The sequence below is a fragment of the Acinetobacter sp. YH12027 genome, from assembly GCF_013420085.1.
Lineage (GTDB): Bacteria > Pseudomonadota > Gammaproteobacteria > Pseudomonadales > Moraxellaceae > Acinetobacter > Acinetobacter amyesii.
This window is the reverse complement of record NZ_VOYW01000021.1, coordinates 1-22,474: the sequence shown is the minus strand read 5'-3', so window position 1 is coordinate 22,474 and position 22,474 is coordinate 1. Positions and strand designations below refer to the sequence as shown.

Annotated in this window: 19 protein-coding genes; 16 read left to right on the top strand and 3 right to left on the bottom strand. The window is 41.6% G+C overall.

Annotated elements, in window-relative coordinates; translation table 11 throughout:
* Positions 1-179: 179 nt before the first annotated feature.
* The 5 genes from mhpD (at position 180) to FTT94_RS09280 (ending at position 5,920) form a co-directional block, all read left to right on the top strand.
* Positions 180-977, top strand: a complete 798-nt coding sequence (mhpD, locus tag FTT94_RS09300) for a 2-keto-4-pentenoate hydratase (protein WP_078189749.1) — start codon at positions 180-182, stop codon at positions 975-977.
* A gap of 36 nt (positions 978-1,013) precedes the next feature.
* The gene (locus tag FTT94_RS09295) at positions 1,014-1,910 is read left to right on the top strand and encodes an acetaldehyde dehydrogenase (acetylating) (RefSeq protein ID WP_180170658.1); all 897 of its coding nucleotides are present in this window, start codon (positions 1,014-1,016) and stop codon (positions 1,908-1,910) included.
* Between the two features lie 11 nt (positions 1,911-1,921).
* Positions 1,922-2,941 carry a 4-hydroxy-2-oxovalerate aldolase gene (gene dmpG / locus FTT94_RS09290; RefSeq protein ID WP_180170657.1) on the top strand — a complete coding sequence of 340 codons (1,020 nt, stop codon included), beginning with the start codon at positions 1,922-1,924 and terminating at the stop codon, positions 2,939-2,941.
* A gap of 547 nt (positions 2,942-3,488) precedes the next feature.
* Positions 3,489-4,769 (top strand): OprD family outer membrane porin, encoded by a 1,281-nt coding sequence (locus tag FTT94_RS09285; RefSeq protein WP_180110565.1) that lies wholly within the window; start codon positions 3,489-3,491, stop codon positions 4,767-4,769.
* 293 nt (positions 4,770-5,062) lie between these two features.
* Positions 5,063-5,920 carry an alpha/beta fold hydrolase gene (locus FTT94_RS09280; RefSeq protein ID WP_078192776.1) on the top strand — a complete coding sequence of 286 codons (858 nt, stop codon included), beginning with the start codon at positions 5,063-5,065 and terminating at the stop codon, positions 5,918-5,920.
* 406 nt (positions 5,921-6,326) lie between these two features.
* Here the strand turns inward: FTT94_RS09280 and hcaR are convergent, their stop codons facing one another.
* Positions 6,327-7,232, bottom strand: a complete 906-nt coding sequence (gene hcaR, locus FTT94_RS09275; protein WP_078192775.1) for a DNA-binding transcriptional regulator HcaR — start codon at positions 7,230-7,232, stop codon at positions 6,327-6,329.
* A 279-nt stretch (positions 7,233-7,511) separates the two neighbouring features.
* Here hcaR and hcaE point away from each other — a divergent pair, with 279 nt between their 5' ends.
* From hcaE to FTT94_RS09230, 9 genes are all read left to right on the top strand, one after another.
* A complete protein-coding gene (hcaE, locus tag FTT94_RS09270; protein ID WP_067763943.1) occupies positions 7,512-8,879 on the top strand; it encodes a 3-phenylpropionate/cinnamic acid dioxygenase subunit alpha in 1,368 nt (455 codons plus the stop codon).
* Positions 8,876-9,394 (top strand): 3-phenylpropionate/cinnamic acid dioxygenase subunit beta, encoded by a 519-nt coding sequence (gene hcaF, locus FTT94_RS09265; protein ID WP_067763936.1) that lies wholly within the window; start codon positions 8,876-8,878, stop codon positions 9,392-9,394. Before hcaE ends, hcaF begins: the two co-directional genes overlap by 4 nt.
* Entirely contained in the window at positions 9,394-9,720 is a 327-nt protein-coding gene (gene hcaC, locus FTT94_RS09260) for a 3-phenylpropionate/cinnamic acid dioxygenase ferredoxin subunit (RefSeq protein WP_067763933.1), read from the top strand. Before hcaF ends, hcaC begins: the two co-directional genes overlap by 1 nt.
* 2 nt (positions 9,721-9,722) lie before the next feature.
* Positions 9,723-10,541 carry a 3-phenylpropionate-dihydrodiol/cinnamic acid-dihydrodiol dehydrogenase gene (gene hcaB, locus FTT94_RS09255; RefSeq protein WP_067763930.1) on the top strand — a complete coding sequence of 273 codons (819 nt, stop codon included), beginning with the start codon at positions 9,723-9,725 and terminating at the stop codon, positions 10,539-10,541.
* A 65-nt stretch (positions 10,542-10,606) separates the two neighbouring features.
* A complete protein-coding gene (locus FTT94_RS09250) occupies positions 10,607-11,569 on the top strand; it encodes a 3-carboxyethylcatechol 2,3-dioxygenase (RefSeq protein WP_180109045.1) in 963 nt (320 codons plus the stop codon).
* An 11-nt stretch (positions 11,570-11,580) separates the two neighbouring features.
* Positions 11,581-12,816, top strand: a complete 1,236-nt coding sequence (hcaD, locus tag FTT94_RS09245; RefSeq protein WP_180007136.1) for a 3-phenylpropionate/cinnamic acid dioxygenase ferredoxin--NAD(+) reductase subunit — start codon at positions 11,581-11,583, stop codon at positions 12,814-12,816.
* 434 nt (positions 12,817-13,250) lie between these two features.
* Positions 13,251-14,153, top strand: a complete 903-nt coding sequence (locus FTT94_RS09240) for a DMT family transporter (protein ID WP_180021141.1) — start codon at positions 13,251-13,253, stop codon at positions 14,151-14,153.
* Positions 14,154-14,382: 229 nt separating this feature from the next.
* Positions 14,383-15,324 (top strand): cation diffusion facilitator family transporter, encoded by a 942-nt coding sequence (locus tag FTT94_RS09235; protein ID WP_078192768.1) that lies wholly within the window; start codon positions 14,383-14,385, stop codon positions 15,322-15,324.
* A gap of 60 nt (positions 15,325-15,384) precedes the next feature.
* Positions 15,385-16,440 (top strand): MBL fold metallo-hydrolase, encoded by a 1,056-nt coding sequence (locus FTT94_RS09230; RefSeq protein ID WP_078192767.1) that lies wholly within the window; start codon positions 15,385-15,387, stop codon positions 16,438-16,440.
* Positions 16,441-16,522: 82 nt separating this feature from the next.
* Here the strand turns inward: FTT94_RS09230 and FTT94_RS09225 are convergent, their stop codons facing one another.
* Entirely contained in the window at positions 16,523-18,043 is a 1,521-nt protein-coding gene (locus FTT94_RS09225) for a catalase (RefSeq protein WP_111884100.1), read from the bottom strand.
* Between the two features lie 1,030 nt (positions 18,044-19,073).
* On the opposite strand from FTT94_RS09225, the gene FTT94_RS09220 reads away from it, so the two are divergent.
* The gene (locus FTT94_RS09220) at positions 19,074-19,334 is read left to right on the top strand and encodes a hypothetical protein (RefSeq protein ID WP_180065344.1); all 261 of its coding nucleotides are present in this window, start codon (positions 19,074-19,076) and stop codon (positions 19,332-19,334) included.
* Positions 19,335-19,960: 626 nt separating this feature from the next.
* On the opposite strand, the gene FTT94_RS09215 is transcribed toward FTT94_RS09220, so the two are convergent.
* Positions 19,961-20,569: a TetR/AcrR family transcriptional regulator gene (locus FTT94_RS09215; RefSeq protein WP_180170656.1), complete on the bottom strand. Its 609-nt coding sequence runs from the start codon at positions 20,567-20,569 to the stop codon at positions 19,961-19,963.
* Positions 20,570-20,660: 91 nt separating this feature from the next.
* Here FTT94_RS09215 and FTT94_RS09210 point away from each other — a divergent pair, with 91 nt between their 5' ends.
* Positions 20,661-22,322 carry an acyl-CoA dehydrogenase family protein gene (locus FTT94_RS09210; RefSeq protein WP_180170655.1) on the top strand — a complete coding sequence of 554 codons (1,662 nt, stop codon included), beginning with the start codon at positions 20,661-20,663 and terminating at the stop codon, positions 22,320-22,322.
* Positions 22,323-22,474: the final 152 nt, after the last annotated feature.

Here is a 22,474-nt window from a genome sequence, read left to right as displayed (position 1 = left end):
AATAAGTATTGGTATTCACTTTCTAAAATCTCGATGCTAAATGCATCTAAACATAACGTGTAGCGTGTCGAGTGAAATGCGTTAAGCGAATCCTGACATGGCTTTCATCACTTTGACTTTGATGGTGATCGGGATGAAACACGTTGTGCATCCAATTTTTGCAGTTTAAGGAAACATTGATGTCGAATTCTGCTGTTGTTGAATCAGTTGCGCAAGCATTACGCGATGCGGAAGTAAATCAGGCTGCGATTGCACCGATCCGTCCACAACTTGGTGGTGAAAGTGCTGATGTAGATATTGCTTATGCCGTTCAAGAAGTGAATACCAAACGTGCGGTGGCAGAAGGTCGTCGCCTTGTAGGTCGTAAAATTGGCTTAACTTCAAAAGTTGTACAAGCGCAGTTAGGCGTTGATCAACCTGACTTCGGTATGTTGTTTGCTGACATGGCGTATGGCGATGGTGAAGAAATCCCTGCTGGTTTATTGATTCAGCCAAAAGTTGAAGCAGAAATTGCTTTGGTGATTAACCAAGATTTGACCAAAGAAAAACACACCTATGCAGACATTATTAGTGCAACAGAATATGCACTGCCTGCAATTGAAGTGGTCGATAGCCGTATCGAAAACTGGAAAATCTCGTTGATTGATACTGTGGCAGATAACGCATCTTCAGCAGGTTTTGTGCTGGGTTCTAAGCCTGTAAAACTTGCAGATCTTGACCTTGTAAATTGCAAAATGGTCATGACTCGTGGTGAAGAAGTGGTTTCACAAGGTGTGGGTAAAGCGTGTCTTTCTAACCCATTAAATGCAGCAGTGTGGTTGGCTGACGAAATGGTTCGTCGTGGTCGTCCATTGCTTGCAGGTGACATCGTATTGACCGGTGCCTTAGGCCCAATGGTTGTGGCAAATCCTGGTGATGAATTCAAAGTTGAAATTGAAGGCTTTGGTTCTGTGACTGCAGCATTTGCAGCGAAATAAGCTTGGGTTTTACGGAATTTTTAAGAGTACACATTCATGAAAAAGATTAAATGTGCATTGATCGGTCCAGGGAACATTGGTACTGACTTGCTTTACAAACTTCAACGCAGCGAATTTTTAGAACCAGTATGGATGGTCGGTATTGATCCGACGTCTGAAGGTTTGGCTCGCGCTGCTAAAATGGGTTTAAAAACCACTGCTGAAGGCGTAGACGGTTTACTTGCACACGTGCTTGAAGACGAAATTAAAATCGCATTTGATGCAACTTCTGCCTATGTTCATGCTGAAAACAGCCGTAAGTTAAATGAACTTGGCGTGTTAATGATTGACTTAACACCTGCTGCAATTGGTCCTTACTGCGTACCACCTGTCAACCTTGAAGCATTGCTTGAACAAGGTGAAGTGCCAAACGTCAATATGGTAACTTGTGGCGGTCAGGCAACGATTCCTATGGTTGCTGCGATTTCACGAGTTCAGCCTGTTGAATACGGCGAAATCATTGCAACAGTTTCAACAAAATCTGTGGGTCCAGGTACACGTAAAAACATTGATGAATTTACTCGTACGACTGCTGGCGCTATTGAAAAAGTGGGTGGTGCGAAACAAGGTAAAGCGATCATCATCATTAACCCTGCTGAGCCACCACTGATGATGCGTGATACTGTGCACTGTCTGGTTGAAGGTGAACCAGATCAAGCAGCAATCACTGAATCTGTACATGCGATGATTCTTGAAGTTCAAAAATATGTACCAGGTTACAAACTTGTAAATGGTCCTGTATTTGACGGTAACCGTGTTTCAATCTTCTTAGAAGTTGAAGGTTTAGGTGATTATCTTCCTAAATATGCAGGTAACCTCGACATTATGACTGCGGCAGCTGCACGTACTGCAGAAATGTTTGCAGAACGCGTATTAAACACTGCTGAAGCTTAAGGAATACCAAAATGTCTAAGATTATTATTAATGATATGACTTTACGTGATGGTATGCATCCTATGCGCCATCAAACTACACCTGAACAAATGGTTGCCATTGCAACTGCTTTGGATGATGCAGGTGTACCTTTAATCGAAGTTACGCATGGTGACGGCTTAGGCGGTAACTCTGTGAACTATGGTTTTGCAGCAGCAACCGATGAAGAATACCTAAAAGCGGTGATTCCAAACCTGAAACAGGCGAAAGTATCTGCACTGTTATTGCCAGGTATTGGTACGGTTGATCATTTGCATATGGCACATGATGTAGGCGTATCAACGATTCGTGTAGCAACACATTCAACTGAAGCAGACGTTTCTGAACAGCATATTACGGCTGCGCGTAAACTCGGCATGGACACTGTGGGCTTCTTGATGATGGCGCACATGGCGACACCAGAGAAATTACTCGAAGAAGCACAAAAAATGGTGTCTTACGGTGCAAACTGTATTTATGTAACAGACTCTGCAGGTTACATGCTTCCTCAAGATGTAACTGACCGCGTGGGTATTTTACGTGCCAACCTGGCTTCAGAGATCGAAATCGGTTTCCACGGTCACCATAACTTAGGTATGGGTGTTGCGAACTCTGTTTCAGCGGTTCAAGCTGGTGCAACGCGTGTCGATTTAGCTTCTGCAGGTTTAGGTGCAGGTGCAGGTAATACTCCACTTGAATTGTTTGTTGCGGTTGCCAACCGTATGCAAATGGAGACAGGTGTGGACTTGTTTAAAGTGCAGGATATTGCTGAAGACTTGATCATTCCAATGATGACGCATCAAATTCGTGCAGACCGTGATGCAGCAACTTTAGGTTATGCCGGTGTTTACTCATCGTTCCTATTGTTCGCAAAACGTGCCGAAGCAAAATATGGAGTATCTGCGCGTGAAATTCTACTTGAGCTTGGTCGTCGCGGTACGGTGGGCGGTCAGGAAGATATGATCGAAGATTTGGCATTGACCATGTCTAAAGCAAAAGAAGCCAATGCTTAATTTGCTTTAAATCAAAAAGCGCCCGAAATGGGCGCTTTTTTTATGTCTGAAGTGGCTGTGTTGGTTTGAGATGGGCTTGAGATTACGTTGAGATTGATTTGAGGCATGAAAAGTGGATTGAAATAAGAAATATCTTACGAACCAATGGCTGATTTCGAGCAGCCATAGTAGTAAAATTTAACTTTAAGTTGTTGATGATTATATAAATTAAATATCATGTCATAGCTAAATTTTATAACTCAAATAAGGATAAATCTCAGTAAAAAACTTTGTTTAAACTTAAAAGCAATTAATACAGCGCATGTAATTGCAAAAAATAAAAAACTTTAAATTTTATGTTAGTAAAACATGGGGTTAATTTAATCAGTTGTTCTAAATAATAAAAAAGAGTTATTGTTTTAATCTCTAAGGAAAATAACCAGAAATAGCTTCCAAAGTTCAAGTCGTACAAAAGCCTGATAAACCTTAATACTGTAGTCGGATTTTTTTCCAAGGTATTGTTGAGCATGATGATGTCATAGCTTAATTTGATCACTGGGAATAAGCCATGCGTCGTCAAAATTTATGGATAGCAATTCTTGCTGCGACAGCAACATTAGGAACATCTGCAACTTATGCGGATTTTGTTGACGACAGCCAAGTGCAATTGAAATTTAAAAACTTTTATTTGGATCGTCAAATTGAAGATACTCCAAATAAAAATTGGGGTTCATGGTCGCAAGGCATTACGCTGGATGCGAAGTCAGGTTATCAGGATATTGGCGCGGGCATTCAAGTCGGCGCGGACCTGCTGGTACAGCATGCCTTTAAACTCAATGGCCGTGATACCAATGCAGACTTTATTTTGCCGCACGATGGTAAAGAATCAAAAGATAACTTTGGTAAAGTGGGTGTGACCCTTAAAGCCAAAGTGTCAAAAACTGAATTGAAAGTGGGCGAGCTATTGCCGGTATCTCCAGTGCTAGTATTTGATCCATCACGTCAGTTGCTGACTACTTACAGCGGTGCATGGCTGGAGTCGAAAGACCTGAAAGATACCAAGTTGACCGTGGCTTATATTGACGGTATTAATAATCGTTATGATAACCAGTTCCGTGATTTAACTTTATTTTCACCAGGTAAAGAGCTGCCGAATGGAAAAATAGGTCATTTTGACAACGGTCCAGCATCTGACGGGATGTATATTGCGGGGATTGATCACCAATTTACGCCTGAAATTGGTGGTAGCTACTGGTATGCCGATGTTCAAGACATTTACACACAGCAATATGTCGGCGCGAACTATAAAACTAAGTTAGGTGACAAAGCCAAACTGGATAGCCATATCCGTTACTTCGATAACTCGGATTCGGGTGACAAACTGTATGGCGAAATTGATAACCAAGCGTTATCGGTTGGTGCGAAAGTGAATTACGGTTCGCATACCTTTGGTTTGGGTTATCAACAAATGTTTGGTGATAATGCATTCCCAACACTGGGTGGATGGGTGCCGCAGCCGTACTTAGTCAACTGGGGTATAGCAACATTTACTGCAAAAAATGAAAAATCATGGGGCTTTACGTATGGTTATGACTTTGCAGAGCTTGGTGCGAAAGGCCTAAATGCTACAGCGGTTTACTTTACAGGTTCTGATGCAGAAATTGGTACTGCAAATGGCATCCTGAAAGATCAAAAATCTGATGAGCTTAACTTAATCGTGAACTACACCGTGCCTGAAGGTAAGTTGAAGGGCTTAGGCTTCCAGGCAATGTATATCGATGCCGATTTCGATTACAAATCTGACTTGCAAGAGTACCGTGTCGCGACAACTTATACCTATAAGTTCTAATTTCTCAGGATAAAAAAGAGGGAAGTGGATTCATTGCTTCCCTTTTTATTTGCTGGGTTATTTAAAAAAGAAATACCTCAAAGATTTTATGGATATATTTTTGAGTTATGTATTTAAAAACAATAACTTAAATTATAGTCTATTTGTTGTTTATGATCGTAAATATGTATCAGTTAGCAGTGGCTGAACAGGTAATATGAGACTGTAAAAACCACAAAATCCAAAAGAGTCCCCCTTGTGTTTAAATCCGTTATGGATTGAAACATAAGCTCTACGCAATACGAGGAGCGTGTATGAGCACTGTTCAGATTCCTGACTATACAACTGATTCATTCTTTGGTTTAGAAGATAAATGGATTGAAACTGCTGAAGGCGAATTAACGCATTACCACGAAGTGGGTGAAGGCACACCAATTCTATTTTTACACGGTTCAGGTACAGGTGTATCTGCTGCTGCAAACTGGTGGTTAAACCTTCCACAAATTGGTGAACAAGCACGTTGTATCGCTATCGATACGATTGGTTATGGTCAAACTGTTGTTGCACCGAATACTGCTTATGGTATCCGTGCTTGGGTTGATCACGCTGTACGTACGTTAGATGCCCTAGGTATTGAAAAAACTTGGTTAGTGGGTAACTCACTCGGTGGCTGGTTAGCATTCCAAATGGCTTTGGACTATCCAGAACGTGTATTGGGTATCGTGTCTATGGGTACAGGCGGTGCTAAACAAACTGCAGCACTTAAAGCACATGCAAACCCTGTATTAACCGAAGAAGGCATCAAGAAAACCTTGTCTATGTTTGTTGTAAACAAAGACTTGATCACAGACGAATTGGTAAAAGTACGTTTCGCTTCTGCTGCAAATGACTATGCATCAAATCGTTTGATGGATGTTGTTGGCGCACGTGACCGTGACCGTTTCGAATTCCCACTCGACTTCGAAAAAATGAAAGACATTACTGTGCCAGTATTGTTGATTCACGGTGTACAAGACGTGGTGATTCCTGTATCTCGTACGTGGGATATTTTGAACACAGTTCCTCATGCTGATGCGCATATCTTTAGCCAATGTGGTCATTGGTCACAAGTTGAAAAAGCTGAAGAATTTAACACGGTTATTAAAGATTATTTAAAAGCGCGTGGTGTGTAATTTCTTGTCACTGACATGAAATTCAAAAAAAGGATGGTTTTGCCATCCTTTTTTTTATATAAATCTTTTGAAAGAAATACTTTAAATGAGTATTATTCTCATTAGCAGGTCGACAGTGTACGGTCTAAATCAGTAAAAAGGCATAAAATAAGCTCATCTAAATGGTTGGGGAAGGGGAATTATTTATTAGACTTAAGTTGTAAATCGGCTATTCTTAGCAATTTTTATCAATATCTAAACTAAAATTTATAAGTTATTTTCCATCAAGTCGATATGCATGATAGATAAAATGCGTCGATTAAAACATTTAAACGATTAAAAAAGCGACTTTTTAGCCATAAAAAAAGCACCATTATTTATTTCAAAAATAATGGTGCTATATCTATAAATTATGACTTGGCGAAAATTAACGCTGTTCGCGATTGATATCGAGATAAAAAACTTTGGTTAGCAGTTCAAGGAATTTATCTACAGCCACAGAACTCGCCGTTTTTCGGTAACTTACGTACAGGTCTAGATACGGTAATTCGACATCTAAAGGACGAATGACAGTATTGTTCATGGTCAATGGCGCGATGTATCCCGGTAGGATCGTGCAGCCTAAACCCATGCCGATGGAGTTAATGTTAAACAGGATATTGTCGGCTTTTTGCACGATATTAAATTGAACGCCATGGTTAGAAGCAAAGTCTAAAATGGCTTCATGCAATGTGCCTGATTGTTCGCGTGCAGGAATGATAAAATCAATACCATTCAATGCTTTAACTGGAATGCGCTCGTACTTCGCTAAAGGGTGATCTTTGGGTAAAATAAAGATCAGCGGTTCACGCAGTACAAACTGACTTTCAATTTCGTCGCTGTGGAAGTTATTGCGGGTAAAAGTGATGTCCAGTTCACCTTTTTGCAGCAATTTCATCTGATCACGGTTATTTAAACTGAGTAATTCAATCTTGAGTTCTGGGTTCTGAACACGTAAATTTGGCAGCACATAAGGGAAGATTTTCATCTCTGCGACAGGGACAAAACCAATGCGCAGCATCTGCTGTTTGGCTTGTGAAACCTGACGTGCCATCGCCACGGCCTTGTCTGCTTGAGCTAGTGTCAAACGTGCTTGTTCTAGAAATACGGCACCTTCTTCTGTGAGCTCAACTTTACGTTTAGTACGGTGCAACAGTTTTACGCCGACATCTTCTTCAAGATCTTTAATTTGTTGGCTTAAAGAAGGTTGAGCAGTATAAAGTTTTAACGCAGCTTTACTGAAATTGAGTTCTTCAGCGACAGTAATAAAGTAGCGTAAGTGTCGTAATTCCATATAATCAACCCGTGGAGTAATCCAAAAAATGTCTTACTTAGAAGTCCGTTCAGTATAATCTATAAACAACTATTGCGTGAGGATTATTTTACCATTCACGAAATAAATGGTGTTCTCGGCAATTTAAAAAAAATGCCATAAAAAAAATCTACCGTAATAATCCATAAAATCTCTTAATTAAAACAAAATAAATATTTCCCGAATATCGCTCTAAAATCCATCATCGTTGAAAAGTTGAGTCTATTACTTTGTGCCTTACTGGTCACAGGAGAGCTTTTCATGAGTGGAAAAATTGATGTGCGCGAAATCGATGCTTTGGTCGATGCACAAAATGGACGTATCACGCCATCTATCTATACCGATCCAGACATTTACGAACTTGAATTAGAACGTGTGTTCGGTCGTACATGGTTATTCCTATGCCATGAGAGCCAAATTCCTAAAGCCGGCGATTTCTTCAATACCTACATGGGTGAAGATCCGATTATCGTGGCACGCCAAAAAGACGGCTCAATCAAAGCATTCTTAAACCAATGTCGTCACCGCTCTATGCGTGTGAGCTTCGCAGACTGTGGTAATACACGTGCATTTACTTGCCCGTACCATGGCTGGTCTTACGGCATTGATGGTTCTTTAAAAGATATCCCACTTGAAGACCGCGCGTTCCCGCACGGTGCTTGCAAAGAGAAATGGGGTCTTGTTGAAGTTAACCGTGTTAAATCATACAAAGGCTTAGTATTCGCTTGTTGGGATGAAACTACACCTGACCTAGAAGAATACATGGGCGATATCGCTTGGTACTTAGATGGTGTTCTTGACCGTCGTCCAGGTGGTACAGAAATTATCGGTGGTGTACACAAGTGGGAAATCGAGTGTAACTGGAAATTTGCAGCTGAACAGTTTGCATCTGACCAATACCACGCATTGTTCTCTCACGCATCTGCGATCCAAGTATTGGGTGCAAAACCAGATGACGAATCATCTAAGAAATTAGGTGCTGCACAAACCGCTCGTCCTGTTTGGGAAACTGCGAAAGACGCGATTCAATATGGTTCACGCGGTCATGGTTCAGGCTTCTTCTTTACTGAAAAACCAGATGCAAACGTTTGGGTAGACGGTGAAGTGGCGAACTACTTCCGTGAAACATTTGATGAAGTTAAAGAGCGTCTTGGTGAAGTACGTGCACTTCGTCTTGCTGGTCACAACACCATGTTCCCAACATTGTCTTGGTTGAACGGTACTGCAACGCTTCGTGTATGGCACCCACGTGGTCCAAATAAAACTGAAGTGTGGGCATTCTGTATTGCAGACGCTGAAGCATCTCAAGAAGTAAAAGAAGCATTCGAACGTTCTGCAACACGTGCATTCGGTCCTGCTGGTTTCCTTGAGCAAGATGACTCTGAGAACTGGATTGAAATTCAAAAAGTTTTACGTGGTTATAAAGCCCGTCAAAACAAATTAATTATGGAAATGGGTAAAGGTAACGAGAAAGTACGTGAAGATGGTATCCCTGGTATCACCAACTACATTTTCTCAGAAACAGCTGCACGTGGTATGTACCGTCGTTGGGCTGACCTATTGATTCATGAAAAATGGGAAGACGTTGAAGCTGCGGCTGACGAATATGAGAAGGAGCTTATGAAATGAGTCAAATTAGTTTAGAACTCCATCACCAAATTAGTCAGTTTCTTTATCGTGAAGCAAAATTGCTTGACGATTGGAAGTTCCGCGATTGGTTAGCTGTATTAGCTGAAGATATTTCTTATACGTTACGCACAACACCAAACGCGCAAACACGTGACCGTCGACGTTCGATTGAGCCGCCAACAACTTGGGTATTTAACGATACAAAAGATTTGTTGGAACGCCGTGTAGCTCGTTTAGAGACAGGTATGGCTTGGGCTGAAGAACCTCCTTCACGTACAACACACATGGTTTCAAATGTGATTGTTGAAGCGACTGAAGTTGAAGGCGAATACGACGTTTACGTAACGTACTTGTTGTACCGTACCCAGAAAGAGAAAGATGTAACAATCTACTGTGGTAAGCGTCACGACAAGATCCGCAAAGTCGACACTGAGCAAGGTTTCGAAATCTTCAACCGTAAGATTACCCTTGATCAGGTGACTTACAACTCACATAACCTGAGCGTGTTCTTCTAATGAATAAGATTTTTGTTTGCCAAGTTGACGAATTAGACGAAGGCGAAGCATTGAAAGTAGATTGCGGCGTTAACGGTATCGATGCGCTTGCAGTATTCAACAACAATGGCGAATTTTTCGCGATGAACGACCGTTGTTCACATGGTAATGCTTCAATGTCTGAAGGTTACCTTGAAGATGATGGCACTGTTGAATGTCCACTTCATTCGGCTCGATTCTGTTTGAAAACTGGTCAAGCATTATGCTTACCAGCAACAGATCCTATCAAGACATTCCCTGTGATTGTTGAAGATGGTGCTTTATACGTAGAGATGGCAGGAGAGTAATCATGGGTTGGCTACAAGGCGAAGTTGCACTTATTACCGGTGGTGGTTCAGGCTTAGGCTGGGCATTGGTTGAACGTTTCTTAGAAGAAGGTGCAAAAGTTGCCGTTCTTCAACGTTCTCAATCGAAAGTTGATGCATTGAAAGAACATTTTGGTGACCGCGTGCTTGCGATCGCAGGAGATGTAGCCAGCTATGAAGATAATGTTCGCGCAGTTCAAGCAACTGTAGAACATTATGGCAAACTTGACTGTTTCGTCGGAAACGCAGGTATCTGGGATCATTACGCAGATATCGTCAATACATCGGGTGAACAGCTGGAGAAAGCTTTTGATGAGATTATGGGTATTAACACCAAATCTCTCATCTTAGGTGCCAAAGCTGCACTTGATGCATTGATAGCTTCAGAAGGTTCTATCATATTTACTTTGTCTAACTCAGCACTGTATTCGGCAGGCGGAGGCCCTGTATACACAGCGTCTAAGCATGCTGGCGTTGGGATCATGAAAGAATTAGCCTACGAGCTTGCGCCTAAAGTACGAGTGAACGCTGTTGCTCCGTCGGGTATGAATGTCAACATCAAAGGCGCTGCTTCTTTAGGCCAAGAAAACCTCGGTCTACTCGATGCACGTGATCCTGAGAAGATTGCACGCGGCATGCCGCTCAATTTCTTACCCGAACCTGAAGATATGACTGGTTCATACGTGTTATTGGCTTCTCGTCAAAACAACCGCCCATTAACTGGTGTTTTAATTAATGCTGAATGTGGTCTGGGTATCCGTGGTTTACGTCAACCACGTGCTGGCTTCTTTGACGAGATTTAATTCGCCAAATACGTAAAGGACTTACTCGGCAGCCGTCTTGGCTGCCTTCCGTTTAGGAGTCACCCATGGCCGTTAAACTTATTTGTGCATCGCACAGTCCCCTAATGGAATTCGCTTCTCCGCAAGAGAAATACAAAGAGGAAAAAGTTCGTGAAACTTTTGCCCAACTTGCGAAAGAAGTTGAAGACTATAATCCAACATTGATCATTACTTTTGGTCCAGACCATTTCAATGGTTTCTTCTATGACCTCATGCCATCTTTCTGCGTCGGTATTCGTGCCAAAGCCGCAGGTGACTGGGATTATGGTAAAGACAATGATCACATCAACGTACCTGAAGAAACTGCAGTGAATTTAGTACGTCGTGTGTTGGATGAAGGTGTTGATGTTGCATACTCTTATCGTATGCAGGCAGACCACGGTGTGACTCAACCATTACATTTCCTTTGTGGTGGCAAGCTTGATCGTTATCCAACGATTCCAATTTTTATCAATGGTGCAGCTGCACCGATGCCAACAACCAAGCGTACAGTCGCTTTGGGTCGTGCAGTCGGTCAGTTCATTAAATCATTGAACTTAGAGAATGAACGTGTACTTGTTTTGGGTACAGGTGGTTTGTCTCATGATCCACCAACGCCGCAAATGGGTTCAGTTCCACCAGAAGTGGAAGAGTTCCTGATTGCAGGTCGTAATCCAACTGAAGAGGCACGTAATACACGTCAAGGCAAAATCATTGCTGTCGGTCAAAAACTCGCAGCGGGTGATACTTCTGTCGCAGTGCCTTTAAACCCAGAATGGGATCGTGCATTGCTTGATACTTTCGCCAAAGCTGACTTTGCTGCCATTGAAGCGATGACTGAAGCTGAAATTCGTGTTGAAGGCGGTCGTGGCGGTCAAGAAGTTCGTTCTTGGATGGCTGCTTTTGCTGCACTACATGAAGTGGGCGAATACGACATGACAACACATTGCTACGAAGATATTAGTGAGTGGATTGCGGGCTTCGGCATCGTATCTGCAGAATTGAAATAAGGAACAAACCCATGAGCCAAAATGGTATCGAAACCATCGTTATTGTTGGAGCTGGTCAAGCTGGTGCTAGCGCCATTTTAGAACTCCGTGCGAACAAGTATGAAGGCAAAATCATTTTGGTGGGTGATGAAACACATCTTCCTTATGAACGTCCGCCTTTGTCTAAAGACGTAATTCTAAAACCTGAAGAGACCAAAATCGAAATTCTGTCAGAAGAAAAATTGGCAGAACTCGGTGTTGAACATATTCGTGGCAATGGCGTTGTGAAAATCCATAGCGATGCGAAAACAGTTGAACTGAAAAATGGCGAAATTGTTGCATTTGACAAGTTGCTTCTAGCAACCGGTGGTGCAGCACGCCGTTTACCGAATTTCGATGCTTTGGGTAAACACGTTTATACCTTACGTAACCTTGAAGATTCACAAGCATTGGTGCCTGTATTACAAGCGGGTCGCCGTATTGTATTGATCGGCGGTGGTGTGATTGGTCTTGAGCTTGCATCTTCAGCACGTTCTAAAGACTGTATCGTGACCGTGATTGAAATGGGTCCGATGGTCATGGGTCGTTCATCTCCACGTGTTTTAAGTGAATTCTTATTGGCACAGCAACGTCTTGCAGGTGTAGATGTTCGTCTTTCGACTTCTATTGCTGACTGTAAGCTTGATGGCGAAGAAGTAGTGATCACGCTTGAAGGCGGTGAAGAACTTCGTGCCGATGCAGTGATCTATGGTATTGGCATTGTGCCAAATGCTCAACTTGCGGTTGATGCAGGTTTAGACGTTGATTTTGCCATTAAAGTGAATAATAACTGCCAAACTTCGCATCCAGATATTTATGCAGCGGGTGACGTTGCGACTCAGCTTCGTGACTGTGGTAACCACCGTCGTGTCGAAACTTGGGAAAATGCGAACTTGCAAGCAGGTATCTTTGCTCGTCATGTAATGGATGTAGAACATCCAACCCCAAATCCAGCGTGGTTCTGGACAGATCAATTGAATATCAACTATCAATTTGTAGGTGATATGGCTGCAAGCGAATGGATCGTTCGTGGTGAAATTAAACCTGAATTGGCGGCTGAGTCTTCATTTGTATTGTTTGGTGTAACTGACGGTGTCATTGTTGGTGGTATTACGGTGAATGCTGCAAAAGAGATGCGTCATTTGAAAAAATTGATTAGCAAGAATGCGGCGTTTGAAGCGGATAAATATTTAGATTTAAGCCAAGATTTACGTAAACTTGTAAAGTAAGCTGAATGTCTAAGAGGAGCAGACTTACGGTAACGTAGGTCTGTTTTTTTATGTCTTTAGTTTTAGCATCGCACTTATAAAGCTATTTTTGTAGTCCATGTATACAGTTTTAGCTTATATAGATCTATTCAACGGTTTTAATCCTCCCAGCCCTCCTTTTTCAAAGGAGGGAGTAGTCTTTGTGAAGAATGGATTTCGTTTGGATGGTTCCCTCTCTTTTTTAAAGAGGGGCTAGGGGAGATTATTGATCGTTTGAGGAGAAGTCCTTATACCCCAAACGATCGGGTGGCATTCATACCGCCTCCAATTTAGTTGATAAAGGGGAGAACAATAATTGGTCTTAAACTTTATTAGTTAATGGTCTTACGAGTAGTTCCAGATCTGAATAGTGGGTTTCAGGTTAAGTCGTTAGAACAATCAAATTTGAGAATGAAATGAAATCTTCACTGCCGCTGACGGCAAGTATATATGCTCTTTTGGTACTGATTTGGGCGACGACGCCGCTCGCGATTGTGTGGAGTGTGCAGGAAATACATCCGATGTGGGTGTTGATTATCCGTTACTTCGGCGCATCTATTATTGCGCTGTTTCTGTTGAAATTGATGCGTGATCCTTTGCCGTTTGATGAAACCTCATTAAAAAGTTATGTGGCAGGGAGTTTGAATTTGATTGGCGCACAGTTGTTTATTTATCTCGCAGCCAATTATCTCACCTCTGGTTTAATGGCACTGATTTTTGGTTTTTCACCCTTAATTGCCGGTTTGATTGGGCATGTAATTTTAAAAACACATAAATTGGTCGCTTTGCAGTGGTTGGGCATGGCGGTTGCAGTGGGTGGTCTAACTTTTGTCTTTGCAGATTCTGCTGATAGCAAAGTCAATCCAATTGGCGTTGTACTGATGCTAATCAGCATGGTGTCGTATATTAGTTCGATTTTTTGGGTGAAGCAGATTAATGCACCGTTAAAGCCAATGTCTCAGGCAACAGGTTCTCTGATTGTTTCTGCCTTGGGTTCGGTACTCATCATTCCTTTTATCTGGCAGCATTTTCCAACCGAATTGCCAAGTGGCCGTGCCATGATAGGTTTTGTCTTTACCATGATCATGTCATCTATTGTGGCAATGCTGTGTTACTTCTGGCTGATCAAACGTTTGGCGGCATCAACGGTGTCACTCAGTAATGTGATGACACCTGTCATAGCATTGGTTTTGGGAGCGACGTTGAACAGTGAACATATTAGCTCCAATGCCTTTGTTGGAATCGTGGTCGTGATGTTTGGTATTGTGATGTACTTTTGGAAAGAGTGGCGCGAGCAATATTTTAATAAAGTACGTTGAACCGTGTACATCTACAGAATTATAAGGAAGCTGCGGCTTCTTTTTTTTCTATACCTTTGCGCTAAAGAGCGTGTTTCACATGGAACATGATGGCATTGTCGAAACAATCGACAGTTGGTGTAAAAACAACAAAATAACAAACAACAGCTACAGTCAGTTTGAGTACTATGGAATGAGTTATAAAATCAAATAGATCTGTTTGATAAAAATAAATTTAGGACAATTTTAAATGTCTGAATCTAACAAAATCGTGGTATATGCAGCGCTCTTCGGCAATTTAGCGATTGCACTGGTGAAGTTTGTCGCTGCCTATATCACGAATAGTTCGGCCATGTTGAGTGAAGCTATTCACTCTGTGGTTGATACTTTAAATGAAATCTTACTGCTCTACGGTATGAAAAAATCGCAGCAGCCAGCAAATGCACGCCATCCGTTTGGCTATGGGAGAGAGCTGTATTTTTGGGCTTTTATTGTGGCGTTGATGGTCTTTGCTTTGGGTGCGATCGTGTCGATTTATCAAGGGATTAGTCATATTTATCACCCCGAAGAAATGCAAAATCCGATGATTAACTATATCGTATTAGGTATTGCGATTTTGTGTGAAGGGACGTCTTGGTTTGTGGCATTGAAAGCATTTCGTAAAATCAAAGGGAAACAGGGCTATTTTGAAGCATTTCGACGGAGTAAAGATCCGACGACATTTACCGTGTTATTTGAAGATTCAGCAGCGCTGATTGGTCTGTTTATTGCCCTGATCGGTATCTATTTATCACACGCGCTGAATATGCCAATGCTTGATGGTCTGGCATCAATTCTAATTGGGGTTGTACTCGCTATTTCAGCAATTTTACTTGCACGTGAGACTAAAGGATTGCTCATGGGAGAAACTGCTGACCCACAATTGAGGCATAATGTCTTGATGGTTGCAGAGCAAGATCCAGCAGTGCATTCTGCCAATGGGGTGTTAACAGAGCAGATGGGTGCACATCAAGTTTTGGCATCTTTGAGTCTTGAATTTAAAGATAATTTAACGTCAGATGATATAGAAGCTTGTGTCAACAGAATTGAAGCACAAATTAAACAGCTTCATCCTGAAATTGTGGCACTCTTTGTCAAGCCTCAATCTCGGAAGGTTTGGCTTGAGCGCATGAAAGGTCGTCTTGATCAATAGGTCTGCGAGGTTAAATACTTTGCAAGGTTTGTCAGCATAGTGAATGAATTTTAAATACACATGAATCAAAAAACTCAATCAGCACAGTTTCAAATCAGTACTAAAAGCTGTATGAAACATACGTGGACGAAGCCTGTATTTGATTATCTGGCAACTGACCATTTTAATGGGGAAAAATTCTTTAATACCCTTCGAAATCCAGATGCGTTTACGCGTAAAGATATGCTGAAATGGATCATGACGCGTAAAAGCGATACATGGAAAGTAGATCGTGAGCAAGAATACCAACAGTTTTTTGCTTCTTCGCGTAGCATTCCGCACAATCGGCCATTGGCTAAAATGGATGATTGGTTGGTTTGGTTTGTCGGACATGCGACGGTTTTGATTCAAATTGGGCCATATAATTTTTTGACCGATCCTGTATGGGCGGAGTATGCAGGCCCACGTCAAGGGACTGGACCACGACGTGCTTGTCCTGCAGGAATTGCCTTAGAAGAATTACCTACAATTCATGGGGTTTTACTGAGCCATAATCATTATGATCATATGGATTTAGCAACCTTGAATTGGTTACATGAACAATTTGCTATGCCGATTTATACTGGTTTAGGCAATGCTTATTATTTACCCACACATTTCAATGTCATTGAACTTGATTGGTGGCAATCGGAAATGTTTGAAGATTTGCGTATCGTTTATACGCCTGCACAGCATGGTTCAGGTCGTGGTTGGCGAGATCAAAATCATGCCTTATGGGGAGGTTTTTCCATCGTGCATAGTACAGGACATTTCTTCTTTGCTGGAGATACGGGCTATGCCGCACATTTCAAACAAATCCATACACGCTTAGGTGCACCCCGAGTAGCGTTATTACCGATTGGAGCTTATGAGCCACGTCGTTTAATGAAATATTTGCACATGAATCCCGAAGAAGCTTTTCAGGCGCATAAAGATTTACAGTCAAAATGTTCATTGGCAATGCATTATCGGACTTTTCAGTTGACTGATGAAGCTAGAGACCAACCTGAACATGACTTACATCATGCAATGCGAAAAACATCAAAGTTAATGAATCCATTTTTAACCATGCATGAAGGCAAAAAATTGATTGTTTAAGAATTAATTAAAAGGTAATTGGAATATTTAATGCCAAGAAAAAACCACCTTAAAAGGTGGTTTTTTTATTCAAAGATAAAACTTAAAGCAAGCCTGGATTACCTTGAGCTGGATCAGTTGCACGAGCAGCTTGCGCATCCGCTACAGTTAAGCCTAATGCTTTTGCAACACCTTCACCATAAGCTGGATCACATGCGTAACAGTTACGGATATGACGATATTTGATGAAGTCGAGTGCATCGCCCATTGCGCCAGCAGTGTTATTAAACAATGCTTGTTTTTGTTCATCATTCATTAAGTTGAATAATGCACGTGGTTGACTGAAATAGTCGCTGTCATCTTCACGATAATCCCACAAGTCAGCATCACCAGTAATTTTCAATGGTGGTTCTTTGTATTGTGGTTGCTCTTGCCATTGGCTGAAGCTGTTTGGTTCATAATGCGGTGTTGCACCATAGTTACCATCCATACGGCCTTGTCCATCACGACGGTTGGAATGAACAGGGCAACGTGGTGCATTTACAGGAATTTGGTAATGGTTTACACCCACGCGATAACGTGCAGCATCAGCATAGTTGAATAAACGCGCTTGCAGCATACGGTCAGGTGAGAAGCTAATACCCGGCACCAAGTTACTTGGTGCGAAAGCGGCTTGTTCAACATCTTGGAAATAGTTTTCAGGGTTACGATTGAGTTCGAATTCACCCACTTCAATCAACGGATAGTCGCCTTTAGGCCATACTTTGGTTAAATCAAATGGGTGATAAGGTACTTTTTCTGCATCAAGTTCAGGCATGATTTGAACGTACATTTTCCATTTTGGAAAATCGCCGCGTTCAATTGCATTGAACAGATCGGTTTGTGAGCTTTCACGGTCTTTGGCAATAATCGCTTCAGCTTCAGCATCGGTTAAGTTTTTAATGCCTTGTTGAGTGCGCATGTGGAATTTAACCCAGAAGCGTTCATTATTGGCATTAATAAAACTGAAAGTATGACTGCCAAAACCATGCATATGACGGTAACCATCTGGAATACCGCGGTCAGACATCACAATCGTAACTTGGTGTAGAGCTTCAGGTAGTAAAGTCCAAAAATCCCAGTTATTAGTTGCACTACGCTTATTGGTTTTAGGATCGCGTTTTACTGCTTTGTTTAAGTCAGGGAATTTACGAGCATCACGTAGGAAGAAGACAGGGGTGTTATTACCAACTAAATCCCAGTTACCTTCTTCAGTATAGAATTTAAGGGCAAAACCACGAATATCGCGTTCTGCATCTGCAGCACCACGCTCACCCGCTACGGTAGAGAAACGAGCAAAAAGTTCAGTTTTTTTACCAACTTCTGAGAAAATTTTAGCGCGGGTATATTGGGTAATATCGTTAGTCACGGTAAACGTACCGAAAGCACCAGAACCTTTGGCATGCATACGACGCTCTGGAATTACTTCACGAACGAAATTACCGAGTTTTTCATTAAGCCATAGGTCTTGGGCAAGTAAAGGACCACGTGCACCTGCCGTCATACTGTTCTGGTTGTCTACAACAGGAGCACCAGCATCAGTTGTTAGGTGGGTGACAGGACATTTTTTAACGTCGTCGCTCATTGAGTATCTCCATTATTATAATCATGTATTAAAGTTGGGAGTTATAACCTTTCAATTGATAACACGCTCAACAGCACATGACCTTAACCGTTTTGTTAATTCATTTTAAAGTGACAATGTGACAACAGTTTTTCTCTCATTCTAAAATTTTTCAAGCAGCAATCAATCGAAGATAAGTCATAAAACTGTAGCCGTTAAAAGCTTAAAAATCTTTATATACTTATTGACTCTAAAGCTTTCTGTGGCTTTTGACAAATGGAAAAATAGTTTTGAATAAATGGTTAATTCGATGAATCAAGTTATTGAATTTATATTATTTATTTATATATTTTGTTTTAATATTTTATCGATGAATTAAACTCAAATATATCGCTATGATAGGTAGAATAGGACGAAATATCTAAATCCATATTTCTATTATGGATTTTGGCCTTAATATAGGTTTTTTAGCTGATTCTAGTTAATGAAAGACATTTTTATGTTGTTAATATTGGAGAGCTTTTTTAACATTAAAGACATTATTTAATACTTAAAATAAGCTAAAAATACAGCTGAAGAAATATTGGCAAGTGGTCTAAGTTGTTTTAGAAAATTGTAAATAAATTTTTTATGGGGTGATGCTAGTTGGCACACCTATCTTTATTGTTGTCAGGTCAGGTGTTGTCACTCCAGCTTGAATCGATTCCTACATCATATCAACATACTAGGCAACCTTACGTGATCGCATATCGTAGTTGAGGGGGTTAATGGCGAACCCATTTTGACCTCGGGATATATTTTACGCCTAAAAGGATAAGCACTTAAACAAGACTGGACCGTATTGGCATGAGCACATGGCACGACTGTGTGGCTGATACAAGTGCTCCTTCAAGTGATTATACAATGGGCCTGTATATAGTTTGCAACTAGTCATAGATGGTGCAATCGACAGTTGTTTGAGGCATGGCTATGTAGTGGTTGCAACAGATTATAAGGACTGGGTAAGCTAAAACTGCGCCCTCATATGAATGTAGTCAGTTAAGTTTATAATTTGGTGCATTCTGTACATGCACTGCATTCTTGCAAGTCGAAGCAATTTAATAAAGACTGGATGGTGATGGGGCATAGTCAAGGTGGTGCAGCTGTGATTGCGGTTGCAGCTCAGGAGCAAAAAGATGCGCTTGAATTAAATTTTAAAGCTGCAATACCCTTGGCACCGGGTGGTTATCAATATGAATGTATTGCTGAATACGTAGAAACCAATCCAAACCCAGATACCAACGTAGCGGCATTTTTCCCCAGCGTGTTGTAGGGAGCAGCCGCAGCAGATCGATCAATGTAGATCAACAGGTTAGTCCAGATATGCAGTCTTTACTAAATCAGGCCCGTAAACGTTGTTTATCAGAACTAAAAAATTAGTTAAAACAAGCACCTCAGCCAATCTTTTAAAAAATTCAGACTTAAGGCCATCCCTAAGCTATTTAAAACGGTAGTCGATTGAATATATGACCCTAACCGTAACACTGATGTTTGTTTAAGGCGCCGCAGACCATTTAGTCGATCACCTTGGTACTCAAAGTTATTACCAGAAATTGTGCAAATAAAAATTGCCAGTAGTCTATCAGACGATCCCAAATGGCTATCATCGGGGTGCATTAGGCCATAGTCCAAAATATAAGGCTGAATTTTTAAAGAGCTTACAACTGGCCAGCATTGCAAAGGCGTATAAATGAGATAAGTAAGCTGGCAATAAAAGCATAACTTCTAAAGCACTTTTATTGAAGGATGAACCAAGTGATGAATGATTTTCTTCTACCGTAAAAATGAATTTCCTAAATATCTAAAATAACTGGTTTAAGAGCCGGTTTTTTTGTAAATAACATGACTTTATTTTATTCACCGATGCATTTGAAACGTCATTAGACTTGTCCGCGAAGTCTAATCGCGCAATATATGAATTATATCTCGCTTTAATTCATCCCATTCAGTAAAGTTGGGTACGATCAACAAGCTTTGCGACACAAAGCCATAACACACTCTTTGTATATTTAAAGCCATTGGCTTGAGCTTTTCCTCGTTATTTATAAAAGGCTTAAGCATGTGTTGCCACATTTGCACCATCATGACATAACTTTTACGGTAACTTTCAATATCTGAAATCCGCCGTTCCAATAAAAACACCTGTGACCATAAAAACTGCTGCGCTTGAATTTGCTCAATTTGAAAGTGGATAATTTGCTGTAAATACTCTTGAAAATCCAAATCTGTGGATAACTTCATCAGCGATTGTGCATAAGTTTTCATCTGTTCGGCATTGTGTTTCACATGCAAATGAATGGTTAGCGCAATCAAATCTTCCTTCTTGGAAAAATATTCATAAAATGTCCCTAAGCCAACGCCTGCAAGGTCGGTAATTTCCCGAATGGTAATTTGACTGGCAGGGCGCTCATGCAAAAGCCGAACAAAACTTTCCTGCAATGCCTCTTGCGTGAACTTTGCACGCGATTGACGCGGCTTACGCCGTATCTGAATGGCTGAATTCTTCATATTGTTAAGCGCTGAAAACCGAACGTCTATGCTTTAAATTTTCTCTATACTGAAATGAAAAGCAAACAAGAACAAGCGGAAAATATAGACGATGAATACATTAGAACAGACATGGATGACGCATCAAATCAGCAACCAATTTGATGAACTGGAAAACTACAATCTATTTTCAAGCGATACAGTTTTACACGAAATATTAAAGCGCTATGGCAGCCACGATCAGCCGATCTTATGCGAAATGGGCAAAGTCGCAGGTTCGAGTGAATACTTTCAGCATGGGGCTTTAGCCAACAAACATACCCCAATTTTACATGCCTTCGATGCTCGTGGTCGCCGTACTGACTTTATCGAATTTCATCCTTCATGGCATAAATGGATGGGACTCAACCGTCAGTTTGATACCCATGCACATCCATTTAATCAGCCAAATTCCAAGGCAAAATGGGTGGAGTGGGCAGCACGTTTTTATCTCGCAGGTCAGGTCGAGTGTGGCAATTTATGTCCGAACTCCATGACGCTGGGCAGTATTCCCTTAATTCAACGTGAACCTGAACTATGGGCGAAAATTGGCGAGAAACTATTATCGACGGAATATGATGAACGTGATGTACCCATCGCGAAGAAAAAGTCGATTTGGCTCGGTATGGGCATGACCGAAAAGCAGGGCGGTTCGGATGTACGTGCCAATGAAACCATTGCCGTGCCTATAGCAGAAACAGGACGAGGCAAGGCTTATTTGCTCACAGGGCATAAATGGTTTTTCTCTGCGCCGATGTGTGATGCGCATTTGGTGGTGGCAAAAACCGAACAAGATGGCTTGGCGTGTTTCTTTGTACCGCGTTGGTTGGAAGATGGCACGAAGAATAATATTCAGGTGCAACGCCTAAAAGAAAAAGTCGGTAACCGCAGTAATTCAAGCTCGGAAGTCGAATTCAAAAATGCGTGGGGCATTATGATTGGTGAGGCAGGGCGTGGCATTCCAACCATTATTGAAATGGCGAATTACACCCGTCTGACCTGTTCGGTCGGTTCGAGCGCCATGCTGCGTCAAGCTTTGGTGCAATGCATTGCCTATACTCGTCAGCGTCAGGCTTTTGGTAAACATTTGATTGATCAACCGCTTATGCGTGCAGTCTTGGCAGATTTGGCTTTAGAAAGTGAAGCAGCGACGCAGCTCAGTTTCCATTTGGCGCAGTGCTATGAATCGGATGATACTTTGTCTGTGGCATGGAAACGCATCATGACCCCAGCAGCCAAGTTTTGGATTTGTAAGCGTGCCGTAGAGCTAACAGGGGAGATGATGGAAGTCTTTGGTGGTAATGGCTATGTCGATAACGGCATCATGGCGCGCATCTTTAAAGAAGCACCTGTGAATACCATTTGGGAAGGTTCAGGCAATGTCATGTGCCTAGATGTGCTGCGTGCGATTGGGCGTGACCCTGAATCTATTGAAGTGCTGTTTAAAGATTTGGCGAGTACAGCAAGTACAGATGAAAGCTTGCAAACAGAATTGCAGGACTTGTTCAGGTTGTTCCATCAATCACCTGAAGATTTACAATTTATGGGGCGCAGTTTGGTCAGTCGTTTAACGGTCTTGGCACAAGCGGTGTTATTGAAACGCTATGCGCCTGACTATGTAGCAAATGGCTTTATTCAAAGCCGTTATAGCGCAAAACACGGGCAAGTGGTGGGCATGCTGGATGCTAAAAAGGTCGATGTAGAGCGAGTATTAGAACGGGCTTTTGCTAGCTAAATACAACGTATTTCCCTCTCTCAATGGGCATAGGTATCTACACAAATCCCAAGTTTTGGGTTAAATTGAAGAGCATGCTCTTCAATTTAATATCTCCCATCTTGATACACGTCTCGTCAGACGATACAACGCCCTCGTAAAGCTTAATATGA